Here is a 23,912-nt window from a genome sequence, read left to right on the forward strand (position 1 = left end):
CGGCCGGTATGACAGCCGTCATGCCGCAGAGCTGCCGTCGCACACTGCACCCGTCCCCCAACACCCCCCTACGGTGGGACACATGACGAACAAGCAGCAGCACGAGACCGACGTCCACCTGAGCATCGTCGGCGGTACCCGGCTGACCGGAACCGCGGTCCACCGCCGCACCGTGACCGCCGCACTGATCGGCGGCCTCCACGTCGACCTGACCGACGTGGAGCTCCCGCTCGACGACGAGCTGCGGATCACCAAGCTGAGCCTGATGGGCGGCGTCCACCTGAAGGTCCGTCCGGACGTCCGGGTCCGGGTCAGCGGCCTCCGCCTCGGCGGCGTCAGCGACGAGGGGCCCAGCACGGCGGGGGGCCCGACGGTGCGGGTGTCGGCCTGGGGCTTGCTGGGCGGCGTGCACGTGGAACGCGCCTGAGCACGGCGGGCCGACCCGCCTCAAGGCACGCCCACCCTTCATCGCCGTTCGTTCGATCAGTGATAATCCGTTGAACACACAGGCGAAGGGGCGATAAGCACTCCTTGACGGGGGCGGTTGTCGAACGGCCCGGTGCAGTCCGCGAACGAAGGCGAGAGGGCCGTAGCATGAGCTTTTTCCGGTGGAGGTCACGTGACCGGAGCGTGCCGCCCACGGTCGACCCGGCCTTCGGGGACGGGACCACGGCCCTGCTGCTCCGCCAGGCCGAGGCCGGCGACTGGGCCGGGCTGCGGGCCGGACTGACAGCCGTCGAGGACCCCGCCGACCTGACCTGGCTGCTGGCGACGGTGTCGAACACCGGCGGGATCGAGGAGTGGATCCCCAAGGCCGTGGCCGAGGAGCCCGACTCGGCGCTGCCGCTGCTGCTCTCCGGCGCCCGGCAGATCGCCTGGGCCTGGGAGGCCAGGACCGGGGCCCGCTCCCAGCACGTCTCCGAGGAGCAGTGGAAGGTCTTCGGCGAGCGGCTCGACGTCGCCGAGGAGCAGCTGTTCGAGGTGGCCGAGCGGGAGCCCGACTGGCTCGCCCCCTGGTACTTCCTGCAGATCAGCGGCCGGGGCGCGTCGGTCGGCCCGGAGGCCGCCCGGTACCGCTTCGAGGCCGCCGTCCGCCGCTCCCCCGGCCATCTGGCCTCGCACAAGCAGCGGCTCCAGCAGCTGTGCGCCAAGTGGGGCGGCTCGCACGAGCAGATGCACGCCTTCGCCCGCAGCTCGATGCTGGCCGCCCCGGCGGGCAGCCCGCTCGGCGAGCTGGTCGCGCTCGGGCACCTGGAGCACTGGCTCGACCTGCCCTCCGGCGCCGACCACGCGTACCTGACCAGCCCCGACGTGCTGGCCGAGCTGCACGAGGCGCTGGCCCGCTCGATCCTGCACCCCGACTACCGGCGGCCGCGCGACTGGAAGTCCGCGTACAACACCTTCGCCATGCTGTTCGCCATGGTCGGCGAGAAGTGGACCGCCCGCCCGCTGTTCGAGGCGATCGACGGGACCGTCACCAAGTCCCCCTGGCAGTACCTGAACGGTGACGACCCGGCCGAGGCCTACACCCGCCTCCGGGACAGGTGCGCGCGCTAGGGCCTCTCTTTCGGATCACGCCGGGCGGCCGCCGCCGGGGCACGCACCTCACCGGCTTCTCGTCAGTCGCCGATGCTCCGCATGGACTCCCTCCTCGGCGCCGCCGAGCCACGCACCCCAACGACGCCCGCTCATCCGACGTGATCCGAAAGAAAGGCCCAGCCCGCAGCCCGCCCTGCCCCCGCCCCACTTCTGCACCAGCCGACCGAAAGAACCCGTACCGGTGTCCCCTTCCGAAAGCCCCACGGCCGCCCACACCTTCCAGGTGGACCTGCGCGGCCTGGTGGACCTGCTCTCCCACCACCTCTACTCCAGCCCCCGGGTCTACCTGCGCGAACTGCTGCAGAACGCGGTCGACGCGATCTCCGCCCGCCAGGCGCTCGATCCCTCCTCGCCCGCCACCATCACGGTGGTGGCGGGCGACCGGCTCTCGGTCACCGACACCGGGGTCGGCCTGACCGAGAAGGACGTGCACACCTTCCTGGCCACCATCGGCCGCAGCTCCAAGCGGGACGCCGACGGCCGGCTGGACGGGGCCGGGCTGGCCTCCGCGCGCGGGGACTTCATCGGCCAGTTCGGCATCGGCCTGCTGGCCTGCTTCGTGGTCGCCGACGAGATCACCGTGGTCACCCGCTCCGCCGCCACCCCGGACGCGCCGGTGATCGAGTGGCGCGGCAGCTCCGACGGCCGGTACACCATCGCCACCCTGCCTGCCTCGGCCAAGCCCGAGCCCGGCACCACCGTCACCCTGGTCCCGCGCGCGGACGCCGCCGAGTGGACCAGGCCCGGCAAGGTGGTCGAACTGGCCCGGCACTACGGCAGCCTGCTGCGCCGTCAGGTCACGGTGGAGGACGGCCGGGGCAACAGCACCACCGTCAACGTCGCCGCCCCCTGGGCCGACCGGCACGGCTCGCCGATCGCCCGCCGGGAGGCGCTGACCGCGTACTGCCGCTCCACCTTCGACTTCACCCCGCTGGACACCATCGAGCTCGACCTGCCGCTGGTCGGCCTGCGCGGCGCGGCGTACGTGCTGCCCGACGCCGTGCCGCCGTCCCGGCGGGCCGGGCACCGGGTGCACCTCAAGGGCATGCTGGTCTCCGACCAGGCCGACGAACTGCTGCCGGACTGGGCCTTCTTCGTCCGCTGCGTGGTCGACGCCGACAACCTGCGGCCCACCGCCTCCCGCGAGGGCCTGTACGAGGACGAGACCCTGGCCGCCGTCCGGGACGCGCTCGGCGCCCGGATCCGGGACTGGCTGACCGGCCTGTCCGCCAGCGACCCGGCCCTGCTGCACCGCTTCCTCGGCGTGCACCACCTGGCCGTCAAGTCGCTGGCCCGGCACGACGACGAGCTGCTGCGGATGCTGCTGCCCTGGCTCCCGTTCGAGACCACCGACGGCAACGTCACGCTGGACGAGTTCGCCCGGGCCCACCCGGTGATCCTGGTGGCCCGCACGGTGGAGGAGTTCCGCCAGGTCGCGCCGATCGCCGCCGCGGCCGGGCTCGGGGTGGTCAACGGCGGCTACACCTACGACCGCGACCTGGTGCACCGGCTGCCGGAGATCCGGCCCGGCAGCTCGGTGGCCGACCTCGACCCCGGCACCGTGACCGCGCACCTGGACGCCGTCGCCCCCGAGGCCGAGCTGGCCGCCGCCGCCTTCCTGGCCATCGCCCGCGAGGTGGTCGGCCGGTTCGACTGCGACGTCGCGTTGCGCAGCTTCCACCCGGCCAGCGCCCCCGCCCTGCTGCTGGACAACCGGGAGGCCAGGCACGAGCGGGCCCGGGCCCAACTGGCCGACGACGCCGACGGCTTGTGGGCCGACATCCTCGGCTCGCTGCGGGCCGAGGTGCCGCGCGCCCAACTGGTGCTGAACCACCTCAACCCGCTGGTCCGCCGGGCCGCCTCGATCGGCCACCGGGAGCTGGTGGTCACCGCGGTCGAGGCGCTGTACGGCCAGGCCGTGCTGCTCACCCGCCGCCCGCTCCGCTCCAGCGAGAGCGCGCTGCTCAACCGGTCGTTCATCAGCCTGCTCGACCACGCCATGCTCGGCCACGAGGCGATCGCGCCGCAGGAGGAGTCGTAATGCTGGACACGACGGACGCCGTGAAGGAGGCCCTGCGGGCCAACGACGCCCTGCCGTACGGGCGCCCCCGCACGGTCGCCGCCGAGGAGATCCTCGCGGCGGCGGAGCAGTTCGACGACACCCCGCTGCTGGTCGCCGCGCTGCTGGACCTGATGGAGGCGTACGAGTACGACGGCGAGCAGCGCAAGTCGCCGGTGGTCTTCGCCCGGGTGCTCAAGCTCTGGGACAAGAGCCCGGAGGAGTTCGGCGAGTGGGCCGCCCGGCAGGTCTTCTGGCGGTTCAAGTGGGTCGCCTCCGCCCTGCTGAGCGTGCCTGACGTCCCGTTGGACGCGGTGCGGCGCTGGCACACCGAGATGCGCGACCGCTACCGCGACGCGGGCCACGGGCTCCAGCCCTACTACGCCCAGCGGTTCCACCTGGCGGCCCACCTCGGCAGCGGGGAGACCGAGGCGTTCGAGCTCTGGGCCGGGCGGGCCAGGACCGAGTACAGCGACTGCCTGGCCTGCGAGATCCGGGCCCAGGCCGCCCACCACGTGCGCGGCGGCGAGGACGCCCGGGCGCTGGAGGCCTGGCAGCCGGTCTTCGACGGCCGCCGCACCTGCTCCGAGGAGCCGTACACCAGCCACGCGTACGCGCTGCTGCCGCTGCTGCGGCAGGGCCGGACCGAGGAGGCCGTCTCCAGCCACCTGGTCGGCTACCGGTACGCCCGGGGCAAGTCGAGCACCGCGCGGCAGATCGGGCTGCACCTGGAGTTCTGCGCGCTGTCCGGCAACGAGGCGCGCGGGCTGGAGATCCTGGCGGAGAACCGCGACCTGTTCGACGGGCTCGGCGACCCGCTGGCCCGGCTGGAGTTCCTGACCGGCGTCGAGCTGCTGGTGACGGGCCTGGCCGGGCGCGGGCACGGCGCACTGCCGGTCAGCGGACCGCCCGGGACGACCTGGACCGCGGACTCGCTGCTGGCCTGGGTCGGGACCGAGGCCGGCGCCCTGGCGGCGAAGTTCGACGCCCGCAACGGCACCGACGCGGTCGGCGCCCGGCGCCGGCGGCGGCTGGCCCAGCAGCCGCTGCTGGCCGAGCCGCTCGCCCTGGGCGTGCGGGCCGCGACCGTCACCCCGGCCGTCCCCCTCGCCGCGGTGGCCGAGGCGGTCACCGAGCCGGTGCCCGAGGACTTCCGCACCCTGCTGCTCCGGGCCCGCGAACTGCGGCGCACCGGGCACCCGGACGCGGACGTGCTCTGGCGGGTGGTCGGCGAGCGGGTCGCCGCCGAGGACTACCGGCACCCCGAGGACCCGGAGGTCCGCGGCCTGCCGGAGCTGCAGGGCGAGCTCGCGCTGGAGCGGGCCTTCAACGCCTTCGAGGAGAAGGAGCCGGACCGGGCCAAGGCCGAACTCCTGGCTGCGGCGGACCTGTTCGAGCAGGCCGGGCTGCCCGGCCGGGCGCTCTCCTGCCGGGCCCGGCACCTGGTCCGGGACCTGGACCAGGACGGGAGCACGGTCGACTGGCCCGCGCTGGACGCCCTGGTCGCCCGCAGCACCGAGCTGCGCGCGGCCGGGTCCTCCAAGCCGGAGAACCATCTGATCGTCCTTCAGTGCCGCGCCTTCGCCGCCCACCACGACCTGGTGGCGGCCCAGCCGGAGCCGTCCGCCGAGCTCACCGCGAAGCTGGAGGCCGCGATCGCGGACTACCGGGCCGCGGCCGTCGAGGCCGACTCCCCCGGCCGGATCGCCACCGCCCACCAGTACCTCGCCGAGCAGTTCGGCCGGCAGGGGCGGTTCGAGGAGGCCGACGCGGAGCTGGAGCAGGCCCAGGCGGTCCTGGCCGCCGCCGAACAGCCGTGGCACGAGCCGCGGTTGCTCGCGATGGCGAGCCAGGTGAAGCTCGGGCTGGACCGCCCGGAGGAGGCCGTCGTGCTGCTGCACCGGGCGCTGGCCGGGGCGGTCCGCTGGCGCGACACCGACTTCCCGTTCGGGCCGACGTACGCCCTGCTCGGCGGCGCCAGCAGCCACCTGGGCGACGCGGCCGGGGCCGGCCGGGCGCTCTCGGAGGCGGCCGCCCGGTTCGACCGGGACGGCGCGACCGAGGAGGCCGCCCAGATCCGGCTCCAACTGGCCGGTGTGCTGCGGGAGACCGGCCGGGCGGCCGACGCGGTCGCGGTGCTGGAGTCGGTACTGCTCGACCCCGGCGCGGCCGAGCTGGACGAGCGGCTGCTGGCCCAGGTCCGACTCGACCTGGCCCGGGGGCTGTTCACCCTGAACGAACACCGGGACGCGGCCGAGGAGTACCTGCGGCTGGCCGATGCGGTGGCCGGCTGGGAGGAGCAGGACACCCACACCATGGTCGCCGCCGAGGCCACCGTCGCGCTGGCCGAGGCCGGCCTCTGGGACGCGGCGAACGCCGCCCTGGACCGGGCCCTCGCCTCCCAGCGCAAGGCCCCCAGGACCGAGCAACTGGTCGCGGTGCTGCGCGAGTTCGCCCGGCTGACGGTGGCGGCCGAGGGCCCGGACGGGCTGCCGGAGGCGCTGGAGCGGCTGGACGAGGCGGGCCGGGTCCGCGAGCAGGCCGAGCGCAACGGCGAGGAGCTGCCCTACTGGCGGCTGGACGCCGCCGCCCAGTACGAGCGGGCCCGGGTGCACGCGATGGCGGACCGGGGCGAGGAGGCCCTGGCCGCCGCCGAGGCGGCGATCACCGGGTACGAGGAGGGCGGCCCCGAGGGCGAGGCGCCCCGGGCCGAGACGGTGCGGCTGGCCGCCCTGGTCGAGGCGCGCACGCTGGGGCGCACGGACGCGGCCCGCGCGCGGCTGGCCGCCGCGATCGAGCGCTGCGAGCGGGCCGGTCTGGCCGACGCCGCCGCCGAACTGACCTCCGTCCGCGAGCACTTGGCGGAGGGCCACTGACCTGGGGCAACTGACGACCAGTCAGAAAGTGACGGAGGTCCGTTCCCGTTCCGGGTACGGACCTCCGGCATGTCAAGGCACCGGACGGACGGACGTGCGCAAGCTGGAAGAAGTTTCGGGGGCCGATCCGTGGGCACTCTGGTCCCCCACAGGCCGGTGCAACCCTCGCATCCGCTCCCCCGGAGGTCCGTCCCATGACCGAACTGCTCACGCCCGCCACCACCCGCCCCAGAGGATTACTGGATCTACTGAACGGGCCGTACCACCGGGCCTCACTCAACGTCTTTCTGGTCATCGTCATCGGACACTGGGCCGAGCACCTCACCCAGGCGTACCAGATCTGGGTGCTCGGCTGGCCGGTGCCCAAGTCCAAGGGCATGCTCGGGCTGGCCTACCCCTGGCTGGTCACCTCCGAGTGGATGCACTACGGCTACGCCCTGGTGATGCTGATCGGGCTGTTCCTGCTGCGCCGGGGCTTCGTCGGGCGGAACAAGGCCTGGTGGACGGTCGCGCTGACGATCCAGTTCTGGCACCACATCGAGCACCTGCTGCTGTTCGTCCAGGCGCAGAGCCACCACTTCCTGTTCGGCAAGGCGGTACCCACCAGCGTGCTCCAACTCGTGTTCCCGCGAGTCGAGTTGCACCTCTTCTACAACACCATCGTGTTCATCCCGATGGTGATCGCGATGTACCTGCACCTGCGCCCCAACGCCGCCGAGCTGGAGGAGTCCAGCTGCAGCTGCCACTCCTCCGCCGAGCGGCACCTGGCCGACGCGTGACGCTCGCCCCGGAAGGTCCGCGCCGGTCCGGTGGACCGGCGCGGACCTTCCAGTTCCGGATGGCGGCCGCGCTCGGCCTGCTGGTGCTGCTGCTGGTCTCACTGGCCTGGGTCAGCGCCGAGGAGCCCGTCCGGCTCTCGGCGGCCGCCCCGGCCGACGGCAGCGCCCTGACCGACGCGCCCGACGAGGTGGCACTGACCTTCGGCGGCGACCCGGCGATCAGCTCGGTCTTCCTCCGGGTCGCCGCCGAGGGCGGCCCCGAGGTCAGTCGCGGCCCGGCCCTCCTGGACGGCCGCCGGCTCACCGTCCCGGTCCGGATCACCCGCCCCGGCAGCTACCTGACCACCTACCGCCTCACCCTGGCCGACGGCGGTGAGCTCTCCGGCGTGACCGCCTTCACCGTCGGCACGGGCATCGCCCCGGCCGCCGCCTCCGACACCGCCTCCTCGACCCACGACCACGGATTCGAGGGGCCGTTCAACGTCGCCCTGCTCTGCGTCGACGCGGTCCTGGTGGTCGGCTCCCTGTTCCTGGTCCTCCGCCGACCCCGCCGCCGGCCCCCGGTCTAACCGGCGGCGCTGCTGCGCTTGGCAGCGGCGACCTTCACCGGGGGCTTCGGCGGCTCGACCCTGGCCGCCGCGGCCTTCACCGGCGGCTTCGCTGCCGCAGCCTTCACCGGCGGCTTCGCTGCCGCAGCCTTCACCGGGGGCTTCGGCGGCTCGACCCTCGGGGAGGCGACCTTCATCGGCGGCTTGGGCGGCTCGACCGACGACGCGGCCACCTTCATCGGCGGCTTCGGCGGCTCGGCTCCGGTGGCGGCGGCCGGGGAGGCCGCCAGCAGGCCGGCCGCCGGCAGGGCCGCGATGGCCCCGCCGGCGATGGCCAGCCGGGTGCGGGTGCGGCGGTTGGAGCTGCCGTTCTCGGGGCGGGGTGTCATGGCGGGTCCTCTCGGGCGTCGGATGTGCGGGCCGGGCAGCAGTCCCGGGCGGCCCCGGTCGGGTCGGTGCGGCCCCGGTACAGCACCCCGAGGCTAGGCTCCCCGGTGCCGCCTGGCAACAACTCCCTTCCGGGCCGGGCAGTTTGGTCCGGCCTACTCGTTGTGCAGCACCTTGGCGATGGTGAGCCGGGCCGCCGAGCGGGCCGGGACGAAGGCGCCGAGCACGGCGATCGCCACGCCCGCGAGCCCGAGCAGGGCCAGTCCGGGCAGGTGCCAGACGTCCTTCATCGCGGCCGGGAAGTCGATCGCCCCGACGTGGTCGACCAGCAGCCGGTGCGCGACCATCCCGACCGGGATGCCGATCAGCCCGGCGACCAGGCCGAGGGCGGCCATCGAGGTCACGAACATCACCGTGACCTGACGCGGGGTCATGCCGATCGACTTGAGCATGCCCAGGTCCCGGCGGCGCTCCCGGGTGTTCAGCAGCACCGTGTTGAACACGCCCAGGCAGGCCACCACCGTGAGCAGCACGGTGAACACCGAGGCGAAGCTCACCACCGTCTCGGCGGGCAGGCTGCCGTCGTCGGCCGGCTGCGGATAGAGGCCGGGGTCGGCCGCCCGCACCGCGTCGATGTACGCCTGGACGTCGGTGCCGGGCTTCAACTGGACCTGGTAGACCGCTGCTTCCGCCGCCGGGTCGAGCTCGGCCAGCGTGGACCAGGTGGAGTACAGGAACCGGCCATCGCCGTCGATGGTCCGCCCGACCACGGTCGCCTCGGTCCGGCGGCCGTCGAGCTGCAGGGTGACCCGGTCGCCGACCGAGAGACCGCGCCGGCTCAGGAAGGTCGGTGAAGCGGCCAGCTCCCCCGGACCGGTCGGCATCCGCCCTTCGGCGATCTGCCGGGCGGCGCCCGGGTCCTGGTCGCCGCGCCGGAAGAAGCCGCCGCCGGGCTGGGTGTACCCGGCCAGGCCGACCTCGGTGATCGCGTCCGCGCTCACCCGGGCCGCGCCCGGCAGCGAGCGCAGCAGCTCCTCCGCCTGTCGGTCGGTCAGCTTCGGCTCGGTCTGGTCGAATCCGGCCCGGCCGGCCCAGACGGCCAGCCGGGGCCCGCTCTCGCTCTTCCCGGCCTCGGCGTACGCCACCATGGTGCTGGTGAGGCCGGTGGTCAGGGTCACCGTGACCACGCCGAGCAGGATCGCCGCCATGGTGAGCGCGGTCCTGGCCGGCCGGGCCAGCGGCTGGCCCAGGCCCAGGCTGACCGCGCGCGGGAGCCGGGTGCCCCCGAGCCACTGCTGCACCCGGAGCGCCCGGCCGGAGCGCGGAGCGCTGCCCGCGCTGATCGCCCGGGCCGCCGGGAGCCGGTGCGCCCGCAGGGCCGGGACCAGCGCGGCCAGCAGCACCAGCACGGGCAGGCCGAGCAGTCCGACCAGGTACACCCAGGGGCTGATCCCGATCTCGGCGGTCCCCCGCATCACGCCCTGGAACGCCACCCGCAGCACCGGTTCCGCGAGCGCCGCACCGAGCGCGGTGCCGAGCGCGGCGCCCACCACGGCGGGCAGCGAGACCATGGTCAGGTAGACCCCCACCACCTGGTTCGGGGTGAAGCCGAGCGCCTTGAGCACACCGATGTGCCGGAAGCCGGAGACCACCGCGCCGCTCACCACGTTGCCCACGATCAGCACCGACACCGCGAGCCCGAGCACGCCGAACAGGCCCATGAACGGGAGGTACGCCTTGGCCGAGGCGGAGAACGCCCGCTCCAGCACGAACGACGTGTTCACGGCCGTCCGCGCCCCGGCCGGCAGCCCCTCGGTGGCACGGTCCAGGCTGCGGTCGAGCTCCTGCTCCGTACCGGCCGAGTCGAAGCGGTACAGCATCTGACGTGCCGTCGGGTGCAGTGCGGCCATCTGCTCCGGCACCGCCCAGGCGTCGGCGGAGCCGCTCATGCTGGTGTACACGCCGACCACGGTGAGCTCGGGGCCGTCGGTCAACCGGACCTTCGAGCCGAGGAGTCCGGGCAGGACCGGGTGGGAGGTCTCCTGGTTGAGCACGATCTCGCCCGGCGCGGCGGCCCAGCGCCCGCCGACCAGGGCGGGCCGGTCCACCGGTCCGCCCGGATCGGCCCGGCCCACCACCTGGAACACACCGTCGCCGAGCCCGGGCACGCGCTCGGCCAGCCGGGTGGTGGCCCGGTCGAACGGGCCCGCCGCCGCCTGCACGCCCGGCCGGGCGGCCGTGTCGGCGAGCTGCCCGGGGGTGACCCGGCCGGCGTCGAAGACCACCGTCGCCTGGGCGCCGCGCTGCTGTTCGAAGGCCTTGTCGAAGGGGTTGGAGACCGCGTCCAGCAGCCCCAGCGCGAGCAGCACCGTGGTGGTGGAGCAGAGCACCACCAGTCCGATCACCACGGTCTGCAGCCGGCGCCGCTTCACGGCCGCGCGCGCCGCGCGCCACACCGCGCTCACGACCGGTGCTCCAGCACGCTCTCGCGGGCCACCCGGCCATCGGCGAACTCCACCAGCCGACCGGCGCAGCGGTCGGCCAGCTTCGGGTCGTGGGTGACGATCAGCAGGGTCTGCCCGATCTGGTTCAGGTCGATCAGCAGGTCCATCACCTGCTCGCCGGAGCGGCTGTCCAGCGCCCCGGTCGGCTCGTCGGCCAGCAGCAGGGCCGGACGGTTCATCAGCGCCCGGGCCACCGCGACCCGCTGGCGCTCGCCGCCGCTGAGGGCGGCGGGGTAGGTGTTGCGGCGGTCGGCGATGCCGAGCTCGTCGAGCAGTTCCAGCGCGCGGTGCCTGGCCTGCTTGGCCGGGGTGCCGGTGAGCTGGGCGGCCAGGGCGACGTTGTCCAGCGCCGGGAGGTCGTCCAGCAGGTTGAAGAACTGGAAGACCATGCCGATCTGCCGCCGCCGGAACAGTGCCAGGCCGGTCTCGTTCAGCCCGCCCAGGTCGTGGCCGTTCACCTGCACGGTGCCCGCGCTCGGCCGGTCCAGGCCCGCCACCATGTTCAGCAGGGTGGACTTGCCGCAGCCCGAGGGCCCCATCACCGCGACCGCCTCGCCCGCCCTGATCTCCAGCGACACCCCGTCCAGGGCCTTCAGGTCGCCGTACTCCTTGTGCACGTCGTCCAGGCGGACGACCACCTGCCGGTCCCGGTCGTGATCAGTAGTCATGGCAGGAAACCTAGGAGCCGGGGCGCAGCGGCGGCATCCCTCCCCGGATGCAATCCCGACGGTCCGTCATCCCACAGATGTACGGAGCTGCACCGGGGGGCCGACGACGGTGCCCGTCCCAGCCTGCGAGGATGGCCGGGTGTGGGGATCAGGATCGGACGGGTTGGCGGCCGCGCTGGCGGCCACGGGGGGCGTGGCCGGCTGGCTCGGCATCGCGCTGGTGCGGGCCCGGCGGCGGCACCGGACGGCGCTGGAGGAGCGCGGCTGGCTGCTGGAGCGCGAGCGGGCGGGAGCGGCCGAAGCCGCCGTGCACGCGGAGCGGGCCAGGATCGCCGGGGAGCTGCACGACATCGTCAGCCACAACGTGAGCGTGATGGTGGTCCAGGCCGGGGCGGCCCGCGAGGTGCTGGCCGTCCGACCGGACCAGGCGGCCGCGGCGATGGCCGCGGTCGAGGCGGCGGGGCGCGACGCGATGACCGAACTGCGGCACCTGCTCGGCCTGCTGGCTCCGGCGGCGGACGGCTCCGACAGCCTCGCGGCGGGTCCGCTCGCCCCGCAGCCGGGGCTGGCCCGGCTGGGCCCGCTGGTGGACCGGATCGCCTTCGCGGGCCTGCCGGTGGAGGTCCGGATCTCCGGCGAGCCGCGGCCGCTGCCCGGCGGGATCGACGCGACGGCGTACCGGATCGTCCAGGAGGCACTGACCAATGCGCTCAAGCACGGGGACGGGGAGCAGGCCGAGGTGACGGTGCGCTACGCGGACGGCAGTCTGCGGGTCGAGGTGCTGAGCAGCGGGCCGAGCGTGCTCACCGGCGCCGCCCCGCGTCCCCCGGCCGACGGTGCGGGGCGCGGGCTGCTCGGCCTGCGCGAGCGGGTCGCCGTCTACGGCGGCGACCTGGACGCCCGGCGCCGGCTCGGCGGCGGCTACCGGGTCCGCGCCCGGATCCCGCTGGACCGGCCGTGACCGCGGAACGCCCTGGACCGGCCGTGACCGGGGATCGGTCTGGACCGGCCGTGACCGGGGATCGGTCTGGACCGGCCGTGACGGGGGATCAGCGGCCGCCCGCGCCCCGGGTGGTGATCGCCGACGACCAGGAGCTGGTCCGCACCGGCTTCCAGATGATCCTGACGGCCCGTGGGATCGACGTGGTGGCCGAGGCCGCCGACGGCGCGGAGGCGGTCGCGGCGGTGCGCCGGCACCGGCCGGACGTGGTGCTGCTGGACATCCGGATGCCGGTGATGGACGGCCTGGAGGCGGCCCGCCGCATCCTGGCCGAGGTGCCGGACTGCCGGGTGATCATGCTGACCACCTTCGACCTGGACCACTACGTCTACACCGCGCTGGGCCTGGGAGCCAGCGGCTTCCTGCTCAAGGACGTGACCTCCGAGCACCTGGCCAACGCCGTCCGCCTGGTCTGCACCGGCGATGCCCTGCTCGCCCCGTCCATCACCCGCCGCCTGGTCGAACGCTTCGCGGGCGCCGCCCCCACCACCCCCGCCGCCCCGGCGGTGCACCGCGACCTCACCCCGCTGACGGCCCGTGAGCTGGAGGTGCTGACCCTGATGGGCAGCGGCCGCTCCAACGCCGAGCTGGCCCGCGAACTCACCCTGAGCGAGGCCACCGTGAAGACCCACGTGGCCCGTATCTTCGCCAAGCTCTCGCTCCGCGACCGCGCCCAGGCGGTGGTGCTCGCCTACGAGACCGGACTGGTCGCCCCGGGCGCGGCGCAGCGGTCGGGTTAGGACGCGGCCCGGAGCGACGGGTGTGACGGGCGTGACGGCAGCGGGCTCTCCTGCGGCCTCCGAGATCCCCTGGAGTCCGCGATCCGGCGTACGCCGCCGACGCTGAGCCGCCGTCAGGCACCGTCCCGGGCCGTCTCCTCCTCGAAGCTGGCGTAGTAGGCGGCGGCCATGTCCTCCGCGCCGTGCCCCTGGGCGGCGGCGCGGCGGAACCGCTCGGCCCCGGCGGCGGCCAGGTCGAGCCGGACGCCGTGCCGCTGCCCGGCCTCGATGATCAGCCGGGCGTCCTTCTCAGCGGTGTCCAGGGCGAAGGAGGGCGGCGACAGCCGGTCCTCCAGCACCAGCGCGGCCTTCGCCCGCAGGTAGCCCAGGTCGAGCGGGCCGCCCGCGATCAGGTCGAAGAAGCTCTGCGGGTCCACCCCCAGGCCCTTGGCCAGCGCCAGCACCTCGCCGGCCGCGTTGGTGGCCGTCAGCACCCAGTTGTTGGCCACCAGCTTGAGCCGGGTGGCACTGCCCGCCGCCCCGTCCTCGCCGGTCCACACCGTCCGGACGCCGATCGCGTCGAAGACCGGCTGCACCGACCCGCGCGCCCCGGCCGGACCGGCCGCCAGCACCGTCAACTGCCCGGCCTCGGCCGGCTCCCTGGTGCCCAGCACGGGCGCGTCGAAGAAGGCCAGCCCGTACTCGCGGGCGCAGTCGGCCAGTTCGCCGAGCGCCTCGATCCCGGCGGTCGTGGACTGCACCCAGGCGGCACCGGGCGCCAGCCCGGGCCCGGCCTGCCGGATCACCGCCAGGGCGGCGGGGCCGTCGTGCAGCATGGTGAGCACCACCCCGGCGCCACGGACCGCCTCGGCGGGGGTGTCGACCACCTGCACGCCGTCGGCGGTCAGCGGTTCGGCCTTCGCCCGGGTTCGGTTCCAGGCCCTGACGGTGTGTCCGGCCCGGCTCAGGTTGCGGGCCATCGCGGCGCCCATGATGCCGGTGCCCAGGACGGCGACGGTGAGTTGGTCGTTCATCCGGCCAGCCTGCCACCCGGGACCGCACCCCTCGGACCTCCGGCGGGCCGGGGTGACGCCCGATCAGGGGCGGCTGCGGGACTCCCCGGTCCGCAGGTTCATCCCTTCGAAGCAGGCGGGAATACGGACCGCTGCACCCGTACGGGCGGCTCCTGCCGTCACGGCGCCCCGGCCCCGGCCCCGGTCCGGAGCGAACGGCGGGCGCGGCGGGCCCGGAACATCCGGGTGTACCGCGTGCCGAGGAAGCCGAGCAGCCAGGGCAGCAGGGTGATGCCCCCGACGTAGACGATCAGGTAGCCGACCAGGTCGTCGACGAAGCGCTCGTCGTCCCAGCTCTCGGGCGGCAGGAACATGCTGACCGCCGACACCCCGACCGGCACCGCCGGCAGCAGCACCGACACCAGCCGCGGCCGCCACCCGGGCCGCCGGGCGCACCACGCCCCCACCGCCCCCATGAGGAACGGCCCGAACGGCACCCAGAACACCACCGGGATCATCAGGACCGCCATCCAGTCGTCCGAATACCCGAACATCATCAGCGGCCCCCTGACCCCCGCCCCGCCCCGCGGAGCCCCACCCCGGCGCGAGAATGCTACCGGCGGCTGCGGACAGCCCTGCCGTGGCCGACCGGGCAGTGGCTCCTGGCAGTGCCGGGGAGCAAGTGTCAAGACTTGTGGATCAGTTGGTAGCCGCGCATTTGGTGCCGCGGCCGCCGGCGATGGGGTCGGGGTGGTGTGCGCCCGAGCGTCTGTCTACGCCTGTTCCGTGATGATCAGTCGGGCGAGCAGGGCGCTCAGTTGCTTTCGTTCGGCCGGGGCCAGCGGGGCGAGCAGGGCCTCGTTGGCCTGGTCGCCCAGCTTCTCCAGCCTGCGCAGCAGTGCCTGACCGCCCGCGGTGAGCGCGAGCGCGTTCTTGCGGGCATCGCGTGGATCCCGGGTGCGGCTGATCAGCTGCCGGGCTTGCAGCTCGTTGAGCACCGTGACCATGTCCTTGGGGTCGATCCGGACGGTGCGCGACAACTCGGCCTGGGCGATGGGGCCGAGTTCGGCGATGCCGCAGAGTACGGCGTGGTGCGGCATCCGCACGCCCTCCTCGGCCAGTTGCTCGCTGACCAGGCGGTGGCCGAGGGCCGAGGCGCGGCCCAGCAGCCAGCTCGGCAGGGTCTGCAGACGGCTGAGCGGTGCGGGGGTTGCGTCCATGGGGTCAGCCTAGCCGAATTCATTGGGATCCCCAACGGATTCGGGTTATCGTTGGGGAGCCCAATGAATTGCAGAAGGGGGAGGCGCACATGCGCAAGGTCAGGTTCCAGTCGCAGGACGCCGTCGAGCCGTTCGAGATCGACGAGGTGGCCGCACCGGTCCCGGGTCCCGGACAGCTGCTGGTGAACACCGAGGTCGTGGGCGTGAGCCTGGGCCTGGTCAGGATGCTGCGTGGGGGCACGGTGCCGCCAACCGGACCCGGGCCCGGGGGCGAGATGGTGGGGCGGGTCGCTGCCCTGGGAGCGGGCGTGGAGGGCTTCCGGGTCGGAGACCGAGTGGGCGGGGTGGTGTTCGAGGACGTCTACGCCCAGTCGGTGCTCGCTGCCCCGGCCATGGTCACTGCTGTCCCGCCGAAGGTGACCTCCGCCGAGGCGTTGGCACTGGTTCGCGGCGGCCTGGTCGCGCTGAGCGCACTGCGCGCCGGACGCTTCGAGCCGGGCGAATCGGTCCTGGTCACCGCAGCGGCCAGCGGTGCCGGGCACTTGGCCGTGCAGTTGGCCAGGACTCTGGGTGCCGGCCGCGTGGTCGCGGCGGTCAGGTCCGCGGACAAGGCTGACTTCGTGCGTGGGTGCGGCGCCGACGAGGTGGTGATCTATTCACAGGATTCCTGGGGCGACCCGGTGGACCTGGTCCTCGACGGAGTCGGCGGCGATCTGGTGCAGCGGGGCGTGGACGCCCTCTCGCCCCACGGCAGGCTCGTGGCGTTCAGCGCGGGCGGCGGCACCGTGGACGCCGGCAGCCTGCTCGGCGGCCTCAAGTCGGTCATCGGGTTCTCCATCGGACTGATCAGCCACCAGCAGCCCGAACTGATCGAGCAGCGAAGGGCCGAGCTGTGGGACCTGCACGGCGCCGGCCGCCTACGCCCGGCGCACGAGTCCCTACCGCTCGATCAGATCGCCAAGGCGGTCGAGCTGATCGAATCCCGCAGCAACCTCGGCAGGGTGCTGCTGCACACGACCTGACAGCCGCGCCTGAGGACAGTGACGAACTTCTTTTCCTGGATTGCCTGTTGGCGAGCGACGAGGCGGACAAGACCGGTACCACCCGCTCTGGCCGCTGTATGTCGCACTTCGCCAGGCAGAGCTCGGCAGCACGCCCAACTCTGCCGAGCTATGGGCAGTCTGCGGCTGCCCGGAACACTCCAACTCCCGTGCTGTGGGGAATCATTGGCGTTCTGCTATCGGGCGGGAGTTCCGCGTTCCCACAGTTCCTCAGCGTGTTCGGCGAATCGGTCGAACATGCCCCCTTCGCCTGTCCGGCGGAAATGCATCATGGGTGAATCGTGGCCGACCACCCGGGCAAGGTGGGGCGTGACCAGAGCTTCTGCGTCGAACCTGAACACTGACAGGCTCACGTGGTTGGGCCCGTCGGCGGCTGAGCTGAATCGGGCCTCGACACCTTCGACATCAGCAAGCTTGGCCAGATGCTCCAGCGTGATCCGGATGCGCGTCGAGACGGTCAGGGCGACGTCTTCGACAAGCTCACGCTGCCGCGTCGTCTCGGACTCCGGGTCGCCCAGGAGAAACCGGACCCGACACCCGGCCTCAGCCTTGCGTCGCAAGGTCTGCAGCAGTGCAGGCTGCTCCAGCCAGACGAAGTAGTTGGTGTAACCGGCGAGGAAGACCTCCTGCTCTGCCTCGCTGATGAGTTGGGCCCACACGGAGGACGGGCAGGCGGATCGGTAAGGGTAGGTGGCGAAGACCTCACGGTCGCACCCAGTCTTGATGTTCATCCGGACGGCATCGGGCCAGATCACTCGTTCATCAACCCCTGGGGCTGCGCATACGTCAGTTCGGTTCCTTGCGCGCGGCACCAGCGACGCATCCGCCAGCCGGCGTTCCACGGTCTTCGGAGTGACACCTACCCGGGATGCCATTCGTTGCACCCGAAGCAATCTGCCCCTTCGTCAGCCCGCTTCGGAGAGTCCTCCGGCGGATGCTTCGCGGGCGTCGATCAGCTCGTCCCAGTGGGTGCGGCTCCACTCGCAGGCGACGTCCATCGGCGCCAGCAGGCTGCGCCCGAGCGGGGTCAGCCCGTACTCGACCCAGCGCAGGTGGTCGGGCCGCTCGGTCCGGCTGATCATCCCGTCCCGTTCCAGCGCCCGGAGCGACTGGGTGAGCACCTTGGCGGTGATCCCGCGCAGCGGCACCCGCAGCTCGGAGAAGCGTCGCGGCCCGTCCTCCAGGCAGCGGATGATCATGCCGCCCCATTTGTCGCCGAACCGGATCGGCGACAGGTCGGACGGGCAGACCGGGTCGAACATCTCGGGGTCCAGTGGCTCGGGCACCGGCCCACCCTAACCGTGGTACCCCGGAGGTAACCAGGCCCGGAGCTAGCTTCTGACGTGCCGCCAGGAAGGCGGCGCCCGAACGGAAGGACACCCCCATGAGCAGCAGCATCATCGTCTTCGGCGCAGCGGGCCGAGCCGGACGCGCGGCGGTCGCCGAGGCCCGCAGCCGGGGCCACCGGGTCACGGCCGTGGTGCGCGACCCCGCCGCGCACCCGGAGCTGGCCGCCGAGGCGGCCGGGCTGGGCGGGCTGACGGCCGGTGACGTGACCGACCCGGCGGCGGTGGCCAGGCTGGCGGCCGGCCACGACGCGGCGGTGGCCGCGGCGTACGCCCCCTCCCCCGACTTCTTCGCCACTGCCGCCGGCGCCCTGATCGAGGGGCTGACCACGGCTCGGGTGCCCCGGCTGGTCTCGGTCGGCCTGGCCTCGGTGCTGCCCACCGCCTCGGGCGCACTGCTGATGGACCTGCCCGGCTACCCGCAGGAGTACCGGGAGTTCTACCTGGCGCACGCGGCCGGTACGGACGTGCTCCGCACCGCACCCGAGAGCCTGGACTGGCTGGTGGTCAGCCCCTCGGGGGACTTCGACCACCAGGGCGGCCGGACCGGCCGCTACGCCCTCGCCCCGGCGGACGCCGCCGACCGGATCTCCTACCCCGACCTGGCGGTGGCCCTGCTGGACGAGATCGACCGACCCGCCCACCACCGGGTCCACCTCGGCGTCCGCAGCCCTGCCAACCCGTAGCACTTCGAAGATGGAGCACTCCAGGCTTCCGGCTGCTCGGAGGCTGCGCCTGGCAAGTGGAGGGCCCGGCGCCGGTCAGGAGCGACCGAGGGCCCGGAAGGTCCAGCCCGCCTGGCGCCAGCGGTCGGTGTCGAGGGTTCCACGTGCGTCGATGGCCTTGGGGGCGGCGATGTGCCGCCGCAGCTCGGCCGGGTCCGTCTCGGAGTACTGGGGCCAGTCGGTCAGGTGCAGCAGCAGGGCGGCGCCGGTGACCGCCGAGACCGGGTCGTCGGCGTAGTCGAGCGACGGGTGGGCCCTGCGGGCGTTCTCCATCGCGGCGGGATCGTGGACGGTGACCTCGGCCCCGGCCCGGTGCAGGGCTTCGGCGACCGCGAGGGCCGGCGAGTCGCGGATGTCGTCGGTACCAGGCTTGAACGCGGCTCCCCAGACCGCGATCCGCTTGCCAGCCACGGTGCCGCCGAGCACCTCCCGGGCGAGCTGCACGGTGTGCTCGCGCCGGCGCCGGTTGATCGCGTCGACCTGGCGGAGGAAGCTCACCGCCTGGTCGGCGCCGAGCTCTTCGGCCCGGTGGGTGAAGCCGAGCAGGTCCTTGGGCAGGCAGCCACCGCCGAAGCCCAGGCCCGGCCGCATCCCCTTGAAGCCGATCCGCTGGTCGTGACCGAGGCCGAGCGCGAGCTGCTGGACGTCGGCGCCGGTCAGCTCGCAGAGCTCGGCCATCGCGTTGATGAAGGAGATCTTGGTGGCCAGGAAGGCGTTCGCGGCACCCTTGATCAGCTCGGCGGTGGGCAGGTCGGTGACGATCAACGGCGAGCCGGTGCCGAGGATCTCCGCGTAGACGGCCCGGAAGACGGCCTCGCTGGTGGTGTCGCCGGCCTCGATGCCGAGCACGATGCGGTCCGGGCGAAGGGTGTCCTCGACGGCGAAGGACTCGCGCAGGAACTCCGGTGACCAGGCGAGGTGGATGTTCGAGCCGGGCCGGCCGTGCTCGGTCAGGATCTGCCTCAGCTGGGTGGCGGTGCCGACCGGGACGGTGGACTTGCCGACGATCAGCGCGTGGTCGCGCAGGCGGGGCGCCAGACGCCGGACGGCCGCGTGCAGGTGGCTGAGGTCGTAGGCGCCGCTGTCGGCCTGCTGGGGCGTGCCGATACCGAGGAAGTGGACGTCGGCGAACTCGGCGGCCTCCGCGTAGGAGGCGGTGAACCGCAGGGTGCCCGCTGTGGTGTGCTTGGCGAGCAGTTCGTCCAGGCCGCGCTCGACGAACGGGGCCTGACCCTTGTTCAGGGCCTCGACCTTGTGGGTGTCGGTGTCCATGCCGAGCACCTGGTGGCCGAGCTCGGCCATCGCGGCGGCGTGGGTGGCGCCGAGGTAGCCGGTGCCGATGACGCTGATCTTCACGGTGGGTCCTCCGGTGGGGATGGGGTGGGGAAGGCGGACCGCCCTCACCCCCACCGGGGGTCAGGCGGGCCGGGTGGCCAGGTAGCGGTGGATGCCGTCGCGGATGAACGGCGGGATGTCCAGGGCGCTCAGGTGCTCGGGGTCGAAGAACTGGAGCCTGACGCCCTCGGCCAGCGGCAGCGCGGCCTCGTCGCCGTCCCAGGAGCCGGCGAAGAAGGTGATCAGCTGCCCGGAGCCGTACGAGTCCTTGATCTCGAACAGCTCGACCAGACCGTTCTCGGCGGCGAGACCGGCCTCCTCGTCCAGCTCGCGGACCACCGCGTCGGCCGGGGGCTCGCCGAGGTCGCAGCCGCCGCCGAGCAGGCTCCAGTGACCGGGCCAGGCGATCCAGCCGAGGTCGTCGCGCAGGTGCATGAGGAGCTGGCCGCGCCGGTTGGCGATGATCGCGACCGCGCCGCGCGGCTCGGCGGCGGACGGCTCGGCGGGAGGCTTCTGGGAATCCATCCGCCCAAGGTAGTGACCTGACGGCTCATCATGCGGTGGCCCTCACCCGTTGGTCGGCGAACCATGCAGCCGCCATCAGGGCCTGCATCCGGGTCCGGTCGAACCGCCCGCCCGGCCGCAGGCCGCCCTCCAGCAGGGGCCGCAGGCCGCGCGGCGCCTCGGCGACGGCCGAGGTGATGCGCGCCGTTGCCCAGCCCTCCAGCGGGCCGCTCAGCCAGCTGGGGACCGGGGAGGCGAAGCCGAGCTTGTCCCGGCTGCCCCAGACCTCCGGCGGCAGCCCGAGGGCCTTGGCCGCGTCCCGCAGGATCCGCTTGCCGGCCGCCGGATCGGTGATCTTGTGCTCGACCGGCAGGCGGTAGGAGAACTCGACCAGGTCCCTGGCCAGGAACGGCGAGCGCCGCTCCAGCGCGAACGCGGAGGCCAGCTTGTCGCTCGTCATCACCAGCGGGCGCCAAGCCGTGGCCAGGTCCGCCAACGTCAGCCCCCGGGCCAGGTCTCCGCCGGCCCGCTCCAGGGCTTCGGAGACCAGCTCGCGGACCCGCCCGTCCGGATCGGTGCCGCGCAGGATCAGCCGGACGATCGCGTCGGCCGGACCGAGCGGCCGGTCAGCGGTGTACAGGAGTTTGGAGGCCAGCGGCCGGTATGCCTCCAGGCCCGCCGTCAGCACGGCGCCGGGGCCGAACAGAACCAGCGCGTGGCGGACGTAGCCCATCAGGAACTCATCCGGCCCCAGGCCGCCGACCACAACCCGCAGGCCGCGCTCGGCGACCGCGCGATAGGCCATGTGCTCGGAGAAGGTGGACGCGTTGCCCATCGGGTAGTCCAGCGCGGCCACGATCTCCGGCAGCGACCGGATGAAGTCCTCGACGGTCGGCTCGATCACGACCAGTTTGGCGCCGATGTCGCGAGCGACCATGGCGGCGGTCCTCGACTCGTCGAGCCGGTCCTGGCCCGGGTAGCGGACCGTCACGCAGACCGACGGCCGCATCAGGTAGGCCAGTACCGCGGAGTCCAGCCCACCGGACAGCAGCAGAGCGAAGTCGCCGGCCGGAGCCCGCAGCGGGACCTGGTCGGCAAGCAGGACCGAGAAGCGGGCCAACGCGGTGCGGTAGTCGCCCTGCCAGGGCTCGCAGTGCTCCAGGCGCCACCAGGTCCGCTGGTCGAGCGAGCCAGTGGCGACGTCGAAGGCCAGCAGGGTGGCCGGGGCGAGGAGTTGGATGCCCTGGAAGGGGGTGTCGACGCCGGTCGGCGTCTCGATGGAGAGCATCTCGGGGCGGACGACCAGTGGGGCGGTGCCGTAGCCGGTCAGGGTGCTGACCTCGGAGGCGAACGCAAGGCGCCCGCCGTCCAGTCGCCAGTACAGGGGCTTCTCGCCGAGCCGGTCGCGGGCCAGGAACAGCCGACGCCGGCGCGGATCGTAGGCGGCCAGGGCGAACATACCGTCCAAACCATCCAGGCAGGCGGGCCCGAGCTTGACGAACGCCCGCAGCACCAGGTGGGCGTCCGTCTCCCCCCGCTCTAGCTCGATGCCCCAGGCGGCGGCCTGTTGCCGGTAGTTGTAGATCTCGCCGTTGAACGTCAGCAGTACCCCGGTGACCTGGTCCCGGTAGGGGCCGAGCGGTGCGGTGCGGTCGACGATCAGGAGGGTGTTCATGGACAGCACCGCCCGGCCGTCGGCCGAGGCGAGCCGGCGGGTGCCGTCGGGTCCGCGGTGGTGCTGGGCCAGCGCCATCGCGGCGACGGTGCTCTCATGCCTGGCGGCGTCCGGTCCGGCCAGTCCTGCGATTCCGCACATCTGCCTCACCCCCGGGAGTGAATCGGTGGAGGCCTCGCCGGGAGGTTTTCCCAGCTCCCGGCGGAGGCCCGGAACACCAGACAACCCCTCGGCGCCGGACGGGGGCAGGGCTCGCAGGGGGGGCTCACAACTCGCGAAAGCGGTTCACCGCTCACTGCGGAGGCAATACCCTCGATGATCCGGCGTCAGATGCCGGGCGTACGACTTCTCGTGCCAGCCGCGTACGAAACCGCCGCAGACCCGGCGGGACTTCCGAGGGGGACGCCGTGGCGTCGACCACACGCCGGACCAGGCCGCCGAACACGGACCTGATCCGGCTGCTCGACAAGTGTGCGGGGGCCAGCAACAAGTCGCTGGCCCATCGCGTGAACCAGCTCGCCCTCGAAGCCGGGCTGACCACCAACTACACGCACACCTCGGTCGCCAACTGGTGCCGCCGGGGCATGGTCCCGGACTGGCCCGTACCAAGGCTCCTCGCACAGGCGATCGGCGAGCGGCTCGGCCGGCCCGTGGAACTCGCAGAGATCGGTATGGCTGACGGTGGGACACCGGATGCGGATGTGGGGTTGGATTTCCCGCGAGACCCCGCCGACGCTGTGCACGTCGCCACTTCGTTCTGGAGTTCCGTGAACCGCCGCGACTTCCTCACCGGATCGAGCTTCGCCGTCTCCGCGTTCGCCACCCCGGTGACCCGTTGGCTGGGGACCCCCGCCGACCTCACCGCTGCCCGTCGTGGCAGCGTGCGCGTCGGGGCCGCCGACCTCGCCGAGCTGCGGGACGCGGCCGACGACGCCCGCCGTTGGGACTCGAAGTACGGCGGCGGGAACTGGAAGGCCGACTCCGTCACCGCCTGCCTGCAGGAGCGGGCGATCCCACTGCTGACCGGCTCCTTCAGCGACGACGTCGGTCGGGAACTGTTCTCGGTGACCGCCGAGCTGTCCCGCCTCGCCGGCTGGACCGCCTTCGACGTCGGCCAGCACGACGCCGCCCAACGGCACTTCATCCAGGCCCTCCGCCTGGCCCGGGCCGGCGGAGACGTGCAGTTGGGCTGCTACGTCCTGACCACGATGGCGATGCAGACCCTGCTGCGGGGCTTCGCCAGTGAGGCCATCGACATGGCCCAGGGCGCCTTCCAGCGCGCCAAGGGCGAAGCGGCCCCGCGGGTGCTGGCCTTCACCCGGCTCATCGAGGCCAGGGCCCATGCCCGCGACAACAACGCCCGGGCCGCCTCGGCCGCGCTGGCCGCCTCCGAGAGCCTGCTCGGCCGGGCCCGCGACGGTGGTGAGGAACCGGCGTGGATCGACTTCTACCACCACGCCCGGCTGTCGGCCGACGCCGCCGAAATCTTCCGTGACCTGAGGAACCCCAGGGCCGCCCTGGCCTGGAACGCGCAGGCCGCCGCCATGCCGACCGGGGTGTTCACCCGCTCGGTCGGGATGCGTTCGGCCATCGTCGGCACCGCCCATCTCCAGGACCGCGACCTCGACCACGGGCTTGAGCTCGGCAACCAGGCTGTCGACATCCTCGCGCGCGTTCAGTCGAGCCGGGCCCTGGACTACGTCCGTGAGTTCAACACCGCGCTCACCCCTTGGCGCCGCGAGCCCCGCGTCGCCGAGTTCCTCCACCGGACCCGCAAGGAGCTCGGGATCGCCGCCTGACCGGTCGGCAGACCCCGGCAGCCACGGCTGACCGCCCGTCGGGTGCGCCAGAATCGGGGCAGCACCGTCCGCCCCGATTCCCGAGGAAATGCCTG

The 23,912-nt window shown here is 73.3% G+C and carries 22 protein-coding genes; 11 read left to right on the forward strand and 11 right to left on the reverse strand.

Going from position 1 to position 23,912, the window contains the following annotated elements; all coding sequences use genetic code 11:
* Positions 1-82 precede the first annotated feature (82 nt).
* The 6 genes from ABT118_RS08445 (at position 83) to ABT118_RS08470 (ending at position 7,882) form a co-directional block, all read left to right on the forward strand.
* Positions 83-427: a hypothetical protein gene (locus tag ABT118_RS08445; RefSeq protein WP_350645966.1), complete on the forward strand. Its 345-nt coding sequence runs from the start codon at positions 83-85 to the stop codon at positions 425-427.
* A gap of 203 nt (positions 428-630) precedes the next feature.
* The gene (locus ABT118_RS08450; RefSeq protein ID WP_350645967.1) at positions 631-1,557 is read left to right on the forward strand and encodes a hypothetical protein; all 927 of its coding nucleotides are present in this window, start codon (positions 631-633) and stop codon (positions 1,555-1,557) included.
* Between the two features lie 223 nt (positions 1,558-1,780).
* On the forward strand, positions 1,781-3,640 hold the full coding sequence (locus tag ABT118_RS08455) for an HSP90 family protein (RefSeq protein WP_350645968.1): 1,860 nt from the start codon (positions 1,781-1,783) through the stop codon (positions 3,638-3,640).
* Positions 3,640-6,534, forward strand: coding sequence for a hypothetical protein (locus ABT118_RS08460; protein ID WP_350645969.1), 2,895 nt, complete (start codon positions 3,640-3,642; stop codon positions 6,532-6,534). The genes ABT118_RS08455 and ABT118_RS08460 overlap by 1 nt, the downstream gene beginning before the upstream one ends.
* A 194-nt stretch (positions 6,535-6,728) precedes the next feature.
* Positions 6,729-7,313 carry a hypothetical protein gene (locus tag ABT118_RS08465; RefSeq protein WP_350645970.1) on the forward strand — a complete coding sequence of 195 codons (585 nt, stop codon included), beginning with the start codon at positions 6,729-6,731 and terminating at the stop codon, positions 7,311-7,313.
* The gene (locus tag ABT118_RS08470; RefSeq protein WP_350645971.1) at positions 7,310-7,882 is read left to right on the forward strand and encodes a copper resistance CopC family protein; all 573 of its coding nucleotides are present in this window, start codon (positions 7,310-7,312) and stop codon (positions 7,880-7,882) included. The genes ABT118_RS08465 and ABT118_RS08470 overlap by 4 nt, the downstream gene beginning before the upstream one ends.
* Here ABT118_RS08470 and ABT118_RS08475 read toward each other — a convergent pair.
* The 3 genes from ABT118_RS08475 to ABT118_RS08485 form a co-directional block, all read right to left on the reverse strand.
* Positions 7,879-8,250, reverse strand: coding sequence for a hypothetical protein (locus ABT118_RS08475; protein WP_350645972.1), 372 nt, complete (start codon positions 8,248-8,250; stop codon positions 7,879-7,881). The two genes, ABT118_RS08470 and ABT118_RS08475, sit on opposite strands and share 4 nt — an antisense overlap.
* A 153-nt stretch (positions 8,251-8,403) precedes the next feature.
* Positions 8,404-10,713 (reverse strand): ABC transporter permease, encoded by a 2,310-nt coding sequence (locus ABT118_RS08480; RefSeq protein WP_350645973.1) that lies wholly within the window; start codon positions 10,711-10,713, stop codon positions 8,404-8,406.
* Entirely contained in the window at positions 10,710-11,420 is a 711-nt protein-coding gene (locus tag ABT118_RS08485) for an ABC transporter ATP-binding protein (protein WP_350645974.1), read from the reverse strand. The genes ABT118_RS08480 and ABT118_RS08485 overlap by 4 nt, the downstream gene beginning before the upstream one ends.
* 139 nt (positions 11,421-11,559) lie before the next feature.
* On the opposite strand from ABT118_RS08485, the gene ABT118_RS08490 reads away from it, so the two are divergent.
* Together ABT118_RS08490 and ABT118_RS08495 are read left to right on the forward strand one after the other, a co-directional pair.
* Positions 11,560-12,381 (forward strand): sensor histidine kinase, encoded by an 822-nt coding sequence (locus ABT118_RS08490; protein ID WP_350645975.1) that lies wholly within the window; start codon positions 11,560-11,562, stop codon positions 12,379-12,381.
* A 77-nt stretch (positions 12,382-12,458) separates the two neighbouring features.
* Positions 12,459-13,160 (forward strand): response regulator, encoded by a 702-nt coding sequence (locus ABT118_RS08495; protein WP_350645976.1) that lies wholly within the window; start codon positions 12,459-12,461, stop codon positions 13,158-13,160.
* Positions 13,161-13,273: 113 nt separating this feature from the next.
* On the opposite strand, the gene ABT118_RS08500 is transcribed toward ABT118_RS08495, so the two are convergent.
* The 3 genes from ABT118_RS08500 to ABT118_RS08510 form a co-directional block, all read right to left on the reverse strand.
* Positions 13,274-14,173, reverse strand: a complete 900-nt coding sequence (locus tag ABT118_RS08500; RefSeq protein ID WP_350645977.1) for an NAD(P)-dependent oxidoreductase — start codon at positions 14,171-14,173, stop codon at positions 13,274-13,276.
* Between the two features lie 158 nt (positions 14,174-14,331).
* Positions 14,332-14,709 carry a hypothetical protein gene (locus tag ABT118_RS08505; RefSeq protein WP_350645978.1) on the reverse strand — a complete coding sequence of 126 codons (378 nt, stop codon included), beginning with the start codon at positions 14,707-14,709 and terminating at the stop codon, positions 14,332-14,334.
* A 216-nt stretch (positions 14,710-14,925) separates the two neighbouring features.
* Positions 14,926-15,372, reverse strand: a complete 447-nt coding sequence (locus tag ABT118_RS08510) for a MarR family winged helix-turn-helix transcriptional regulator (RefSeq protein WP_350645979.1) — start codon at positions 15,370-15,372, stop codon at positions 14,926-14,928.
* Positions 15,373-15,461: 89 nt separating this feature from the next.
* Between ABT118_RS08510 and ABT118_RS08515 the strand changes: the two genes are divergently transcribed.
* Positions 15,462-16,394 (forward strand): quinone oxidoreductase family protein, encoded by a 933-nt coding sequence (locus ABT118_RS08515; protein ID WP_350645980.1) that lies wholly within the window; start codon positions 15,462-15,464, stop codon positions 16,392-16,394.
* A 215-nt stretch (positions 16,395-16,609) separates the two neighbouring features.
* Here the strand turns inward: ABT118_RS08515 and ABT118_RS08520 are convergent, their stop codons facing one another.
* Positions 16,610-17,164: a DUF5919 domain-containing protein gene (locus tag ABT118_RS08520; RefSeq protein WP_350645981.1), complete on the reverse strand. Its 555-nt coding sequence runs from the start codon at positions 17,162-17,164 to the stop codon at positions 16,610-16,612.
* Between the two features lie 174 nt (positions 17,165-17,338).
* The gene (locus tag ABT118_RS08525; protein ID WP_350645982.1) at positions 17,339-17,719 is read right to left on the reverse strand and encodes a winged helix-turn-helix transcriptional regulator; all 381 of its coding nucleotides are present in this window, start codon (positions 17,717-17,719) and stop codon (positions 17,339-17,341) included.
* Positions 17,720-17,817: 98 nt separating this feature from the next.
* On the opposite strand from ABT118_RS08525, the gene ABT118_RS08530 reads away from it, so the two are divergent.
* Complete coding sequence (locus tag ABT118_RS08530; RefSeq protein ID WP_350645983.1) at positions 17,818-18,465, forward strand: NAD(P)-dependent oxidoreductase; 648 nt, start codon at positions 17,818-17,820, stop codon at positions 18,463-18,465.
* A gap of 75 nt (positions 18,466-18,540) precedes the next feature.
* On the opposite strand, the gene ABT118_RS08535 is transcribed toward ABT118_RS08530, so the two are convergent.
* Genes ABT118_RS08535 through ABT118_RS08545 form a run of 3 tightly spaced genes read right to left on the reverse strand, consistent with a single transcriptional unit; the run spans position 18,541 to position 22,159 of the window.
* Complete coding sequence (locus ABT118_RS08535) at positions 18,541-19,860, reverse strand: UDP-glucose dehydrogenase family protein (protein WP_350645984.1); 1,320 nt, start codon at positions 19,858-19,860, stop codon at positions 18,541-18,543.
* A 60-nt stretch (positions 19,861-19,920) separates the two neighbouring features.
* Positions 19,921-20,364, reverse strand: coding sequence for an NUDIX domain-containing protein (locus tag ABT118_RS08540; RefSeq protein WP_350645985.1), 444 nt, complete (start codon positions 20,362-20,364; stop codon positions 19,921-19,923).
* 28 nt (positions 20,365-20,392) lie between these two features.
* On the reverse strand, positions 20,393-22,159 hold the full coding sequence (locus tag ABT118_RS08545; RefSeq protein ID WP_350645986.1) for an asparagine synthetase B family protein: 1,767 nt from the start codon (positions 22,157-22,159) through the stop codon (positions 20,393-20,395).
* Positions 22,160-22,425: 266 nt separating this feature from the next.
* On the opposite strand from ABT118_RS08545, the gene ABT118_RS08550 reads away from it, so the two are divergent.
* Entirely contained in the window at positions 22,426-23,817 is a 1,392-nt protein-coding gene (locus ABT118_RS08550; protein ID WP_350645987.1) for an NsdA family TPR-like regulatory protein, read from the forward strand.
* Positions 23,818-23,912: the final 95 nt, after the last annotated feature.

It is taken from the genome of Kitasatospora sp. NPDC002040 (assembly GCF_040296785.1).
Lineage (GTDB): Bacteria > Actinomycetota > Actinomycetes > Streptomycetales > Streptomycetaceae > Kitasatospora.